Origin of the sequence: Cereibacter johrii (assembly GCF_001720585.1) — a bacterium.
GTDB lineage: Bacteria > Pseudomonadota > Alphaproteobacteria > Rhodobacterales > Rhodobacteraceae > Cereibacter_A > Cereibacter_A johrii.
Genome location: NZ_MABH01000066.1, coordinates 1 through 13340 on the forward strand (window position 1 = coordinate 1; position 13340 = coordinate 13340).

The following is a 13340-nucleotide window of genomic DNA, read 5'->3' on the forward strand; positions in this document are numbered from 1 at the left end:
CCCTGCGGCAGTCGGGCGTCCGGCGCATCGCCATGCTGACCGGCGACCGCCGCGCCGTGGCCGACCGGATCGGCGCCGCCCTCGGGATCGGGCCCGAAGAGATCCGCGCCGACCTCCTGCCCGAGGACAAGGTCCGCATCGTGGCCGAGCTCGCCGCGCAAGGCCGGGTGGCCTTCGTGGGCGACGGGGTGAACGATGCGGCGGCCCTGGCCCGCGCCGATGTGGGGATCGCCATGGGGGCCGCGGGCTCCGAAGTGGCGCTTCAGGCGGCCGACGTGGCGCTTCTGTCCGAGGACATCGGCCGCCTCGCCCTCGCGCACCGGCTCTCGCGGCGGACGGCCCGGATCATCCGCCAGAACCTCGTCTTCGCGATGGGCGCGATGGTGACGCTCGTCCTCTCCGGCCTCTTCTTCGATCTGCCGCTGCCGCTCGCGGTGATCGGCCACGAGGGCGGCACCGTGCTCGTGGTGCTGAACGGCCTGCGCCTCCTCGCCGATCCGATCCGCCGGCGCAGACCCGCCTGATCGCGCCGCCCCTCCCTCACGGAAAAGCCCGCCGCCCCCAAACCCCTTTCACTCTGCCCAAATATCCCGGGGTCCGGGGCAGAGCCCCGGCGGGTTGCCAAGGAAAAGGCCCGGCCGCCCCAAGGCGACCGGGCCCGATCCGTCCCCGCGGAGCAGATCAGAACTCCAGAGCCCGATCCCCCGCCGCATCCCTGATCCGCGTGGGCAGCCCGATCCGGTTCAGCAGCGCGAGGAAGGGCTTCGGATCCAGCTCCTCGACATTCGCCATCTTCTTCACGTCCCAGGTGCCTTCGGCCACGAGGATCGCCGCCGCCACCGGCGGCACGCCCGCGGTGTAGGAGATCCCCTGCGATCCCACCTCGGCATAGGCCTCGGCATGGTCGGCCACGTTGTAGATGAAGACTTCGGCGGGCTGGCCGTCCTTCGTCCCCTTCACGATGTCGCCGATGCAGGTCTTGCCGGTATAGTCGGGCGCGAGCGAGGACGGATCGGGCAGCACGGCCTTCACCACCTTCAGCGGCACGACCTCGAGCCCCTCGGCGGTCCTGACCGGCTTCTCGGACAGAAGCCCGAGATTCTTCAGCACCGTGAAGACATTGATGTAATGGTCCGAGAACCCCATCCAGAAGCGCACATCCGCCTGCGGATAGTTGGCCGCCAGCGAATGGACCTCGTCATGGCCGGTCATGTAGGCCTGCTGCCGGCCCACCACCGGCAGGTCGAACTCCTGCCCCACCTCGAACATCCGGTTCGACTGCCAGTCGCCGTTCTGCCAGGAATAGACCGTCCCGGTGAATTCGCGGAAGTTGATCTCGGGATCGAAGTTGGTCGAGAACCAGCGCCCGTGGCTGCCCGCATTGATGTCCACGATGTCGATCGAGCGCACCTCGTCGAGGTACTCGTCCGCAGCCAGCCGCGCATAGGCATTGACCACCCCCGGATCGAAGCCCACGCCCAGGATCGCCGTGACGCCCGCCTCGGCGCAGCGGTCGCGCCGCTTCCATTCGTAGTTGCCATACCACGGCGGCGTCTCGCAGATCTTCGCCGGATCCTCGTGGATCGCCGTGTCCATGTAGGCGGCGCCGGTCTCCAGACAGGCCTCGAGCACGGGCATGTTGACGAAGGCCGAGCCCACGTTGATCACGATCCCCGCGCCGGTCTCGCGGATCAGCGCCGCCACCGCGGCCGTGTCCGTCGCATCGACCGTATGGGGCTCGAACCGGCCCGCCGCTTTCATCGCGCCCTTCTCGTGCACCGAGGCGATGATCGCCTCGCATTTCGAGACCGTGCGCGAAGCGATGTGCAGGTCGCCCAGCACGTCATTGTTCTGCGCGCACTTGTGCGCCACCACCTGTGCGACGCCGCCGGCACCGATGATCAACACGTTCTTCTTCACTTCGAACCGTCTCCTTCAAGGACAGAGGGAAGCGCCTCAGCCGAGGCTCGAGGCATAGTCGCCATAGCCGAACTCGCGCGCCACGCGCAGCGATCCGTCGGGCTCGCGGATCACGATCGAGGGCATCTTCACCCCGTTGAACCAGTTCTTCTTCACCATCGTGTAGCCCGCGGCATCCGCGATGGAGAGGCGGTCGCCCACCTTCAGCGGCTCGGCGAACCGGAACTCGCCGAAGATGTCCCCCGCAAGGCAGGACTTGCCGCAGACCATGTAGCTATGGTCTCCGGCGTCAGGTTCAACCTTGGCCGATTGCCGGTAGATCAGCAGGTCCAGCATGTGCGCCTCGACCGAACTGTCGACGATGGCCAGCTGCTTGCCGTTGTCGAGCAGGTCCAGCACCGTCACCTCGAGCGTGGCCGAGCGCGTGATCGCGGCCTCGCCCGGCTCGAGATAGACCTGCACCCCATGCGCCGCGGCAAAGGCCTTCAGCCGCGCGGCGAGCCGGTCCACCGGATAGCCCTCGCCGGTGAAATGGATGCCGCCGCCGAGGCTCACCCAGTCCAGCCGGTCGAGGATGGCGCCGAAGCGGCCCTCGATCTCAGAAAGCTGCCGCTCGAACAGGTCGACATCGGCATTTTCGCAATTGTAATGGATCATCACGCCCGAGATGTCGGGCAGCACCGCCTCGATCTTCTCCGCGCTCCATTCGCCCAAGCGCGAAAAGGGCCGCGCCGGATCGGCCAGATCGAAGCCCGAGGTCGAGAGCCCCGGGTTCAGCCGCAGGCCGCGGGCGATGCCCCCGGTCCGGTCGCGGAACCGGGCGAGCTGGCCCGTCGAGTTGAAGATGATCTTGTCGGCATAGCCCACGGCCTCGTCGATCTCGTGATCGGGCCAGGCCACGGAATAGGCGTGAGTCTCCTTGCCGAACTTCTCGCGTCCGAGCCGCAGCTCGTAGAGCGACGAGGAGGTCGTGCCGTCCATATGGTCGCGCATGTGCTCGAAGGCGGGCCAGGTCGCGAAGCATTTCAGCGCCAGAAGCGCCTTCGCTCCCGATGCCTGCCGCAGCCGGTCCACGACCGCCATGTTCTGCCGCAGCCTGTCCGCGTCGATCAGATAATAAGGTGTCTGGATCATGAGACCCCCCGCGAGAAGGAAGAACGGGGGCGTATAGGGCCCCCCCCCCCCTGATGCAAGGGTTTTGCGGCGCAGGCATGACAGACGAGCCGGCGCGCGCCTTTTTCAGGCCTGCCCCTCCCGCTCAAGAACCCGTGATGGCGGCGGGGCGACCCGAAGGGGCGTCTCGGACGTTGGGCAGGACCCAGCACGGAGAACCGCCATGACCTTTCCCCGCCTCGGACTGGCCCTTGCCGCCGCCCTCGCCACCACCGCCGCCTTCGCCCAGGAAGGCGAGCCGCAGGCCGGGGAGCAGAAGGCGCAGGTGACGGGCGAGCTGCAGTCGATCTCGATGACGCCGCCGCCGCAGCTCGAGCTGCTGGCCCCCGACGGAGCGCGGTGGATCATCGATCTGGGCGAGCCCGAGCGGATGGAGCGCGCCGGCCTCGATGCCGAGGCGGCGCAGCCCGGGGTGGCGGTTCACGTTCTCGGCCTCCGCGCCGCGGACGGCGAGAACCGGATGCAGGCCCTGCGCGTCACCATCGACGGCACGGCCTACGATCTGCATCCCGAAGAGGTCGAGCCGAAGACCTGAGGTTGCACCCATGGAAGGACGCGCCTCAGACCATGCGGATGACGTCCTTCTCCACCGCCAGCATGTAGCCCCGCCGCGCGACGGTCTTGACGAGCAGTTCGCTCACGAGCTGGTTGCCCAGCGCGTCGCGCAGCCGCTTGACGCGCGTGGCGCCCGCGGCCTCGTCGCAGTCGGTCACGTTCTTGCCCGAGATCACCGCCTCGATCTGGGCTCCCGACAGCATGTCATCGTCCATCCGGGCTTCGGCCAGCACCGAGAGCGTCTCGATGGCGGCCTCGGTCAGGCTGAATTCCATGTCATTGATGAAGACCGACCGGCTCTCGCGGCTGATCATCAGCGATGCCACCTGGATCCCCGAACGCTGGATCGCGGACATCCGCCGGTTCAGCGCCACGATGGTGACGAGCAGCACCAGCGCGGCCACCAGAAGCGAGGTCGAGAAGACGAGCAGCACGAAGATCACCATGCGGTAGCTCGCCAGCACCTCCGAGAAGGTGGTGCCGGACTGGGCGAGGATCTCGAGCAGCCGGATCTCGGGCCCCGAGCGCAGCGCATCCACCTCGACGAACAGCCGCTCGACCCGCGCGTTGAACGCATCGGCGTCGGGCAGGTTGAGGAAGAGAAACACGGCGGCGGCGGCGAGGATCAGCACGATGGCCGAGATGCCGCCGGCCACCACGCGGTTGCCGGCTCTGAGCGCGTCAGTAGCGGAGGAAGTAGCTTCCCGCACTCGCTTTCCTTTCGTCCAGTCCCTCGGGCCCGAACGTCGAGAGGACGTTCAGGAGCGTCCAGCCTGCCTGTTGCAGGCGCGGCTTCAGAACGCGCGTGGCGCCCTTGCGGTTGCAGGCCCCATCCGGAACCTTTGCCACCCCGTAATGCAGGCGCAGGGGGCGGTCCTGCTTGGCCTTGTAATCGGCAAAGCAGGCAGCCTCGACCGGCGCGGCCAGCGCAGATCCCAGCGCGAGCGCGGCCAGCAGGACGGAAAGTCTCATGGAACTGCTCCGGGTTTCTCTTGTGCCGATCATGGGGAGGCCGGGGGTGATAATCAATGTCCTACCCCGTCCCGGCACCTCGATATCTCCTATCAGGGGACGGTCATGCCCTTTCCGCGGGCTGATATTGCCTCTCCGGCCCCTGGGGTCCAGCCTCTCCCCATCGTCCGGCGTCCCCTGCCGACCGGGCTTTCCGACCGCACCGACGCGGGCCTTCGTAGCCCCCCGGGCTCGCCCGAGGGGCCGCCTTTCCCACAGGCGGAGCGTTGTCGTCTCGACCAGCCGCCCATCCGGCCCCGAAGGACGGAGCCGGGCAGACATCTTCACTCCGGCCGCGGTCCTACCCGCCGCGGCCGCTCCAGCGAGGACAGCATGATCCGGTTCGCACGCATTCCGCTTTCGCTCGCCGCGGCGCTCATCTGCGCGGCCCCCCTGCTGCCCGCGGCCGCATGGTCGCAGACGGGCGCGCCCCGCCCGTTCGTCTCGGCCGGGGACCGTCCCGTCCCCCTGCCCTGGACCCGTCCGGTGATGCCCGGCGAGGGGCACGACCGTCCTGCCGCCTGGGGCCGGATCTATCCGCCGCCGCAGGAGATCCCCGTTCCGCGGCATCGGGCCGAAGGGCCTCGGCCCGCGCATGGGGATCACCGCCCCTGGGACGACCGCCGCGCCTGGGAGGACTGGCGCCGCTGGTCCGAGCATCATGACCGCGGGCCGCGCCGCGAGGGCCCGCCGCGGCCCGTGCTGCGCGACCTGCCCCGGGAGTGCCTGATCGTGACGCGCAGCGGCCGCGCCGCCTTCGATGCGGTCTGCCTTGCGCGCAACGGCTTCCGCAGCTGACCTGCCCGGGCGTCTCCCCCCGGAACGCCCGGCAGCCGGGGGCGGAAGACCGATCCCCTTCCGCCCCCACCCGCTGCCGTCCCGGATCGGCCCGCAGCCGCCGCCGGCAGGGTCCCTCCGAGGCGCGTCTTTCCGCCTTCCAGACCGCCGTCCGGCGGGCTAATGCTCGGGCATGGAAATCGCCTGCCCCGACTGGACCCACGAAACCGCCGCCTTCGCCGAAGGCTTCACCTGCGTCGTCGGCGTCGACGAGGTGGGCCGCGGCCCGCTCGCGGGCCCCGTCACGGCCGCCGCGGTGCGCCTCTTCCCCGGACGCATCCCCGAGGGTCTGAACGACAGCAAGAAGCTCACCGCCCCGCGTCGCGAGATGCTCGCCGCCGAGATCCATACGGTGGCCGAGGTCTCGATCGCCCATGCGTCGGTCGAGGAGATCGACCGGCTCAACATCCTTCAGGCGAGCCACCTTGCCATGGGGCGGGCGCTGGCGGGCCTGCCCTCGCGGCCCGACTTCGCGCTGATCGACGGGCATATCGTGCCCAAGGGCCTCGGCCACCGCTGCCGGGCCATCGTGAAGGGCGATGCGCTCTGTCTCTCGATCGCCGCCGCCTCGATCGTGGCCAAGGTCGCGCGCGACCGGATCATGGTGGATTTGGAGCAACAGCATCCCGGCTACGGCTGGCGCACCAATGCGGGATACGGGACGAAGGATCATCTTCAGGCTCTTCTAAATCTTGGCCCGACCCCTCACCATAGGCGTTCGTTCAAACCCGTCCACAATATCTTGTATCAAGAGGCTTCCATAAGCCCTTGATTCAAAAAAGAATTTGACGGCGATTCGCCGATGACTCATCCTTTGCCCCCATAGAACGGCGAATGAATGCCGGCGACAGAGGCAGAGAATGGCGACCAAGACCAAGACGACGGAGGCCCCGGTGCTTCCGCTGAACCAGATCCTTGCGGGCGATTGCATCGAGACGATGCGGTCGCTGCCCGAATGTTCGGTCGACCTGATCTTCGCCGATCCGCCCTACAACCTGCAGCTCCGCGGCGACCTGCACCGGCCCGACAACAGCCGGGTGGATGCGGTGGACGACCACTGGGACCAGTTCTCGAGCTTCTCGGTCTACGACCAGTTCACCCGCGAGTGGCTCGCGGCCGCCCGGCGGCTGCTGAAGCCCAACGGCGCGATCTGGGTCATCGGCAGCTATCACAACATCTTCCGCGTGGGCGCCGCGCTTCAGGATCAGGGCTTCTGGATCCTGAACGATGTGGTCTGGCGCAAGTCGAACCCGATGCCGAACTTCAAGGGCAAGCGGCTGACCAACGCGCATGAGACGCTGATCTGGGCCTCGAAGCAGGAGGCCAGCAAATATACCTTCAATTACGAGGCGCTGAAGGCGCTGAACGAGGGCGTGCAGATGCGCTCGGACTGGGTGATCCCGATCTGCACCGGCCATGAGCGGCTGAAGGACGAGCAGGGCGACAAGGCCCACCCGACCCAGAAGCCCGAGGCGCTCCTGCACCGGGTGATGGTCGCCACGACCAATCCGGGCGATGTGGTGCTCGATCCGTTCTTCGGCACCGGCACGACCGGCGCGGTGGCCAAGATGCTCGGCCGCGACTTCATCGGCATCGAGCGCGAAGAGAGCTACCGCAGGATCGCGGCCGAGCGGCTGTCGCGCGTGCGCCGCTACGACGCTTCGGCGCTCGAGGTCTCCGGCTCGAAGCGGGCCGAGCCGCGGGTGCCCTTCGGCCAGCTGGTCGAGCGCGGGATGCTGCGCCCGGGCGAAGAGCTCTATTCGATGAACAACCGCCACAAGGCGAAGGTGCGCGCCGATGGCACGCTGATCGGCAACGATGTGAAGGGCTCGATCCACCAGGTCGGCGCCGCGCTGGAAGGCGCGCCCTCCTGCAACGGCTGGACCTACTGGTGCTACAAGCGCGAGGGGAAGATGATCCCCATCGACATCCTGCGCCAGCAGATCCGGGCGGAGATGGAAGACCCGCGCCCCAACTGATCCCTTTCGGATTTCGTCCGCCTGTGCCGCTGGTCCTGCGCCGCGGCACCACTTCCTCGCCGTGTCCTCACGGCGGGGTCTTTTCATGCGACGCCCCCGCATCTGCAGCGGAAGAAGCGGCGGGCCGAGGCCCCCGCCGGCGCGGCGGGGGCCCGGATCTCACACCGTCTCGGGCCTGCGCTCCGCGGCAGGAGCCTCGGGCACCTCCGAAGCCGGAGGCGCCACCGGCGCGACGGGGGTTTCGGCCGCCACCGTTTCCGGCAGCGGCGATTCTGCATCGGCGGCGGCCCCCGCACCCGATCCGTAGGGCGTCCAGTCCTCGATGTCGGGATAGCGGGCCTGCCGCCAGTCGAGCACACGCAGGTCCATCCGGCGGTGCCAGACCTTCGGGACAAGCGCCATGGCCGCCATCACCGGGTAGCCATGGGGAAGCTGCGGGGCCTCGGCCGCGGGCAGGGCCTGAAGCAGCGGATAGCGCCGGTCGGGCCGGGCATGGTGGTCCGAATGGCGCCCGAGGTTCAGAAGCAGCCAGCCCGAGGCCTTCTGCGGCGCGTTCCAGCTGTGGTGCGGCTGGACGGGCTCCGGCGTGCCGTCGGGCAGAAGGCGGCGGGTCAGCCCGTAATGGGCGACATAGCCCACGAGTTCGAGCTGGCAGACCGCGATGAAGGCCTGCACGAGAAACAGGAGAAGCCCCTGCGCCCCTCCGAGCGCCAAAGCGGCCACGATCATGGCGAACTGCAGCGCGCCATAGATCCAGAACGGGTTTCTCAGCGCCTGCGGCGGACGGCCGGTGCGCGCGAGAAGGCTCACCTCGGTCTCCCAGGCGCGCCGGTGCCCTTCGGTCAGGGCGCGCTGGAGGTAGGTCGGGAAGTCCTCGCCGAAGCGGGCGGTCGCGGGGTCCTCGGCGGTCCCCACGAGAAGATGGTGCACCTTGAGATGCAGGGTGCGGAAATGGCTGTAGAGCACGCTGGCGAGCAGGACGTCGCCCAGACCGCGCTCGAGCCGGTTGTTGCGGTGGATGAGCTCATGCGCATGGACAAGGCCCACGCTGCCGGTCATCGCGCCGATGCCGATGAAGAGGCCGATCTTCTCGATCAGGCCGAGATGGGCCGCGTGGCTCACATGGAAGACCAGCCCGAAGACCGTGAGAAGCTGGAGCGGCACCCAGATCAGGGAAAGGAGCCGGAACCAGAACAGGTCCTTCTTTTCGGTGGCGGGATCCTCGTTTCCCGGGTCCGGGCCCAGAGCGAGGTCGAGCAGGTCGAAGAGCCCCCAGACGAACAGGGGCAACAGCAGGACCGTCCAGCCGCCTTGGGCGGCGCCGATCAGGGCGAGGGGCACGGTCGCGAACGGGATCGCGAAGGGCAGCGCGCGCTTGAGATGCGCGATGGGTGGCGGGTTCGGCTTCACGACGTCCGGAGCAGAAACCATTTCACAACTCCACTTGCTACTGTCGATGCGCGCGAGCCTAAGCGAGTCGCTCCTCCCCGGTCGGGTGACGGATCGCCGCTGCGGCAACGGACCAGCCCTTGCGCATCAGGGTCGGAAGGGCCGCGGGCCGGAAGTCCGCGCGGGGCACGAAGCTCCCGCGGGCGGGGAGCGCCGCTTCGGCCACTTGCGCCACCAGCACCTCGAGCCGCAGGTGGAAGTGGGTGAAGGTGTGGCGCACCTCGACTCCCGTCTCGCGCCAGTCGGCCTCGAGCGGCGCGCCCGCGGGGCCGCCGCTCCGGTCCCAGTCGGTGCCGGGCCAGCCCAGCATGCCGCCGAGCATCCCGCGCTCGGGCCGGGTCTCGAGCAGCACCGCCCCGTCGGCGCGGACCGCGATCCAGAGCCTGCCCTCGCGCACGGGCTTTTCCGCCTTCGGCGCCTTGCGCGGCAGCTCCGCCTCGAGGCCTGCGCGGTGGCCCTCGCAATCGGGCCTGAGCGGGCAGAGGCTGCAGACGGGCTTTCGCGGCGTGCAGATCGTGGCGCCGAGATCCATCATCGCCTGCGCATGATCCCCCGGCCGCTCCTGCGGGGTGAGGGTCGCGGCGAGCCGCGTCAGCTCGGGCTTGGCCGCCGGCAGCGGCGTCTCGACCGCGAAGAGGCGCGAGACCACGCGCTCGACATTGCCGTCGACCACGGTCGCGGGCTCGTCGAAGGCGATCGAGGCCACCGCCGCGGCCGTATAGGGCCCGACCCCCGGCAGCGAGAGCAGCCCGTCGCGCGTCCCGGGGAAGCGGCCGCCGTGCAGCGCCACCACCGCCCGCGCGCCCTTCAAGAGGTTGCGCGCCCGCGCGTAATAGCCAAGGCCCGCCCATTCGGCCATGACATCGGCATCCGGCGCGGCGGCCAGCGCCTCCACATCGGGCCAGCGCTCGGTAAAGCGGCGGAAGTAATCGCGCACCGCGGCCACAGTGGTCTGCTGGAGCATGATCTCGGACAGCCAGACCCGGTAGGGATCGGGCCTCTGCCCCGCGCGCCGCTCGGCCGGGCCCACGCGCCAAGGCATGACGCGCGCGTGCCGGTCATACCAGACGAGGAGCCGGGCGGAGATGTCCCCGGCGTCCGGGCTTTCGTCGGTGTCACGCAATCTTTATGCTCCCTCCGGCAACGCGGCTCTGGCGCCCCCCGGCGCGGCGCCTAAGATAGGCCCGCGATCAGGAATGAACAGATGACCCGAGCCCCCGCCCCTCCGCCTGCCAAGCCGAACCGCCGGATGCGCGGGTTCGAGGCCGCGTCGGGCCTGCTTCAGGACCGCATCCGCAAGGCCGGCGAAAAGCGGGGCTTTGCGGTCACGCGGCTGCTCACCCACTGGCCCGAGGTGGCGGGCGAGGATCTCGCGCGGATCACCCGGCCGGTGAAGGTGGGCTATGGCGCCCGCGAGGGGTTCGGGGCGACCCTCACCATCCTCGTCTCCTCGGCCCATGCGCCGCTCGTGCAGATGCAGCTGCCGGCGCTGAAGGAGCGGGTGAATGCCTGCTACGGCTATGCGGCGATCCATCGGATCACGCTCACCCAGACGGCGCCCTCGGGCTTCGCCGAAGGTCAGGCCCTGTTCGATCCCGCGCCCCCGGCGCCGCGGCCCGTCGATCCGGCGGTCAAGGCGCGGGCGGCCGAGACCGCGGACGGGGTGCAGGACGAGGGGCTGAAGGCGGCCCTCGAACGGCTCGCCCAGAATTTCCTATCACGCGCAAAAGCATGAAGAGGCACGGAATGGTCAAGAAACTCGGGCTGGCGGCGCTGGCACTCACGACGGTCGCGGGCGTGGCCCTCTGGAACGGCAGCCGCGACGCCGGGCAGACGCTGCTGCCCCCGATGGCGGCCTCGGCTCAGGAAGCCGGCAGCGCGCAGACCGCGGCCGCGGTCGAGGACATGACCATGGGCGCCGAGGATGCGCCGGTCACGATCGTGGAATATGCCTCCTTCACCTGCCCCCACTGCGCCACTTTCGAGAAGGAGGTGCTGACGCCCCTCAAGCGCGACTATATCGACACGGGCAAGGTGCGCTTCACCTTCCGCGAGGTCTATTTCGACCGCTACGGCCTCTGGGCCGCCATGGTCGCGCGCTGCGGCGGCGAGATGCGCTATTTCGGCATCGCCGACCTGATCTTCGAACAGCAGAAGGAATGGGTGACGAACGACCCGGCGCAGGTGGCCGCCAACCTGCGCAGGATCGGCAAGACCGCAGGGCTCGACGATGCGGCGCTCGACGCCTGCATGAACGATCAGGCCAAGGCCGAGGCGCTGGTCGCGGCCTTCCAGAAGAACAGTCAGGCCGACGACATCACCGCCACGCCCTCGCTCATCATCAACGGCACCAAGCACTCGAACATGAGCTACGAGGAGCTGAAGAAGATCCTCGACGCGGAGCTCGCCAAGGGATGAGCGCGCCGCTTGCCGGGATCCGGGTCGTGGAACTGGCCCGGATCCTGGCCGGCCCCTGGGCCGGGCAGGTGCTGGCCGACCTCGGCGCGGATGTCGTCAAGGTCGAGGCGCCGGAGGGCGACGACACCCGCCGCTGGGGCCCGCCCTTCATCGAGCGCGAGGGCGACCGCTCGGCCGCCTATTTCCACGCGGCCAATCGCGGCAAGAGGTCGGTGACGGCCGATTTCCGAACGCCTGAGGGGCAAAGGACCGTCCGCCGCCTCGTGGCCGAGGCCGATGTGGTGATCGAGAATTTCAAGGTAGGCGGGCTCGCGAAATACGGGCTCGACTGGCCGTCGCTGCGGGAGGTGAACCCGCGGCTGGGCTATTGCTCGATCACGGGCTTCGGGCAGGACGGCCCCTACGCGCACCGGGCGGGCTACGATTTCATCATCCAGGGCATGGCCGGGCTGATGAGCGTGACCGGCGCGGCCGAGGGCCAGCCGCAGAAGGTGGGCGTGGCCGTGACCGACATCTTCACCGGGATCTATGCCGCCACCGCCATCCTCGCCGCCCTGCACCAGCGCACCAGCACCGGCCGCGGGCAGCAGGTGGACATGGCGCTGATGGATGTGGCCGCGGGCATCATGGCCAATCAGGCGATGAACTATCTCGCCACCGGGATAGCGCCGCGGAAGATGGGCAACGAGCATCCGAACCTCGCGCCCTATGCGGTCTTCGACTGCGCCGATGGCTGGATCATCATCGCGACCGGCAACGACGCGCAATATCGCAGGCTCTGCACGCTTCTGGGCCTGCCGGGGCTGGCCACGGCGCCCGCGTTCCTCACCAACGCCGACCGGGTGGCGAACCGGGCCGAGCTGACGCGCGCGTTGACAGCTGTCACCTCGGGCTGGAGGAAGGCCGAGCTTCTGGCCGCCTGCGAGGCCGAGGGCGTGCCGGCGGGGCCGATCAACGACATGGCCGAGCTTTTCGCCGATCCGCAGATCCGCCATCGCGGCATGCAGATCGCGCCCGGCGGCGTGCCGGGCGTGCGCTCTCCCTTCCGCTTCTCCGAGGCGGAGCTGGCCCTCGCCCGCCCCGCCCCGCGGCTCGGCGAGCATCAGGCCGAGGTGCTGGGCGAACCGGCGGATCAGGACTAGGCAGGTCGTCCCTCGCCTCCCTTTTCAAGGAGCACGACCGCCCGGCGCCTGCTGTCCGCTTGCAGCCGAGGATACCGATCCGTCCTTACCGCGAGTGCAGGACGCGGTGGACGCTCCAGCTCCGGGCCGCGCCCGTGCGGGCGGCACGGTGTCTTTGAGCGAGGAGACGGCAGTATTGATCCGGCTGCCGTTGCGGCAAGACGACCCGGAATGAGGCCACCCGCTCAGCTCCGGGCCGCGAGACCCAGCCGGTCGAGGGCCGCATCGAGCGCCGTTGCGTCATCGAATTCGAGCCGGACCGGCAGGGTCAGCACCTTCTGCCGGAACGAGGGCGGCAGGCGCACCGCATCCTTCTCGGTGGTGACGAGCTGCGCCCCGAGGGCCATCGCTTCGATCTCGAGCCGCTTCATCAGCGCCTCGCCCAGAAGCTGGTGATCGTCGAGCGCCTCGGCGCGCAGAAGCTCGGCGCCTTCGGCGCGGAGCGAGGCGAAGAATTTCTCGGGCCGCCCGATGCCTGCGAAGGCCAGCACCCGCGCACCCTGCCAGTCCATCCCCATCCGGAGGGTCGCAAGCCGCCCCGTCAGGCGCGGCACCGGCAGCGCGGGCCAGTCGGTCGCGAAGCGCCGCTGCGCCTCGGGCCCACCGATGGAGAGGAGGAGGTCCGCACGGGCGAGGCCCGCCTCCACCGGCTCGCGCAGCGGGCCCGCGGGCAGGCAGCGGCCATTGCCGAAGCCCACCGCCGCATCGACCACGACGAGCGAGAGATCCTTGACCACGGACGGGTTCTGGAAACCGTCGTCGAGCAGGATCGCCTGCGCCCCCGCGGCCTCGGCCGCCCGGACGCCCGCCGCCCGGT

15 protein-coding genes are annotated in these 13340 nt (G+C 69.4%); 8 read left to right on the forward strand and 7 right to left on the reverse strand.

Annotated features, from left to right (window positions below; translation table 11 throughout):
- A partial coding sequence (locus tag A9O63_RS04545; RefSeq protein ID WP_141703041.1) for an HAD-IC family P-type ATPase occupies positions 1-524 on the forward strand: 524 nt, incomplete at its 5' end.
- Between the two features lie 157 nt (positions 525-681).
- On the opposite strand, the gene A9O63_RS04550 is transcribed toward A9O63_RS04545, so the two are convergent.
- On the reverse strand, positions 682-1920 hold the full coding sequence (locus tag A9O63_RS04550) for a saccharopine dehydrogenase family protein (RefSeq protein WP_069330858.1): 1239 nt from the start codon (positions 1918-1920) through the stop codon (positions 682-684).
- A 36-nt stretch (positions 1921-1956) separates the two neighbouring features.
- A complete protein-coding gene (gene nspC / locus A9O63_RS04555) occupies positions 1957-3054 on the reverse strand; it encodes a carboxynorspermidine decarboxylase (RefSeq protein WP_069330859.1) in 1098 nt (365 codons plus the stop codon).
- Between the two features lie 202 nt (positions 3055-3256).
- On the opposite strand from nspC, the gene A9O63_RS04560 reads away from it, so the two are divergent.
- On the forward strand, positions 3257-3628 hold the full coding sequence (locus tag A9O63_RS04560) for a hypothetical protein (RefSeq protein WP_069330860.1): 372 nt from the start codon (positions 3257-3259) through the stop codon (positions 3626-3628).
- A 25-nt stretch (positions 3629-3653) separates the two neighbouring features.
- On the opposite strand, the gene A9O63_RS04565 is transcribed toward A9O63_RS04560, so the two are convergent.
- Together A9O63_RS04565 and A9O63_RS04570 are read right to left on the reverse strand one after the other, a co-directional pair.
- Positions 3654-4358 carry a winged helix-turn-helix domain-containing protein gene (locus A9O63_RS04565; protein ID WP_084295608.1) on the reverse strand — a complete coding sequence of 235 codons (705 nt, stop codon included), beginning with the start codon at positions 4356-4358 and terminating at the stop codon, positions 3654-3656.
- Positions 4330-4620 carry a hypothetical protein gene (locus tag A9O63_RS04570; RefSeq protein ID WP_002722131.1) on the reverse strand — a complete coding sequence of 97 codons (291 nt, stop codon included), beginning with the start codon at positions 4618-4620 and terminating at the stop codon, positions 4330-4332. Before A9O63_RS04570 ends, A9O63_RS04565 begins: the two co-directional genes overlap by 29 nt.
- Before the next feature lie 372 nt (positions 4621-4992).
- On the opposite strand from A9O63_RS04570, the gene A9O63_RS04575 reads away from it, so the two are divergent.
- The 3 genes from A9O63_RS04575 (at position 4993) to A9O63_RS04585 (ending at position 7475) form a co-directional block, all read left to right on the forward strand.
- Positions 4993-5457, forward strand: coding sequence for a hypothetical protein (locus A9O63_RS04575; protein WP_069330863.1), 465 nt, complete (start codon positions 4993-4995; stop codon positions 5455-5457).
- A gap of 172 nt (positions 5458-5629) precedes the next feature.
- A complete protein-coding gene (locus A9O63_RS04580) occupies positions 5630-6268 on the forward strand; it encodes a ribonuclease HII (RefSeq protein WP_069330864.1) in 639 nt (212 codons plus the stop codon).
- 88 nt (positions 6269-6356) lie between these two features.
- Positions 6357-7475, forward strand: a complete 1119-nt coding sequence (locus A9O63_RS04585) for a site-specific DNA-methyltransferase (protein ID WP_002722128.1) — start codon at positions 6357-6359, stop codon at positions 7473-7475.
- Between the two features lie 159 nt (positions 7476-7634).
- Here A9O63_RS04585 and A9O63_RS04590 read toward each other — a convergent pair whose 3' ends face one another.
- Together A9O63_RS04590 and mutY are read right to left on the reverse strand one after the other, a co-directional pair.
- Complete coding sequence (locus tag A9O63_RS04590; protein WP_069330865.1) at positions 7635-8906, reverse strand: alkane 1-monooxygenase; 1272 nt, start codon at positions 8904-8906, stop codon at positions 7635-7637.
- Positions 8907-8943: 37 nt separating this feature from the next.
- Positions 8944-10047, reverse strand: coding sequence for an A/G-specific adenine glycosylase (gene mutY / locus A9O63_RS04595; protein WP_069330866.1), 1104 nt, complete (start codon positions 10045-10047; stop codon positions 8944-8946).
- 81 nt (positions 10048-10128) lie between these two features.
- Here mutY and A9O63_RS04600 point away from each other — a divergent pair, with 81 nt between their 5' ends.
- From A9O63_RS04600 to A9O63_RS04610, 3 genes are read left to right on the forward strand one after another with little or no spacing between them, the layout of a single operon-like run.
- Positions 10129-10659 carry a DUF721 domain-containing protein gene (locus tag A9O63_RS04600; RefSeq protein ID WP_041669904.1) on the forward strand — a complete coding sequence of 177 codons (531 nt, stop codon included), beginning with the start codon at positions 10129-10131 and terminating at the stop codon, positions 10657-10659.
- 11 nt (positions 10660-10670) lie between these two features.
- A complete protein-coding gene (locus A9O63_RS04605; RefSeq protein ID WP_069330867.1) occupies positions 10671-11342 on the forward strand; it encodes a DsbA family protein in 672 nt (223 codons plus the stop codon).
- Entirely contained in the window at positions 11339-12484 is a 1146-nt protein-coding gene (locus A9O63_RS04610) for a CaiB/BaiF CoA transferase family protein (RefSeq protein WP_069330868.1), read from the forward strand. The genes A9O63_RS04605 and A9O63_RS04610 overlap by 4 nt, the downstream gene beginning before the upstream one ends.
- 224 nt (positions 12485-12708) lie before the next feature.
- Here the strand turns inward: A9O63_RS04610 and lpxK are convergent.
- A partial coding sequence (gene lpxK / locus A9O63_RS04615; RefSeq protein WP_069330869.1) for a tetraacyldisaccharide 4'-kinase occupies positions 12709-13340 on the reverse strand: 632 nt, incomplete at its 5' end.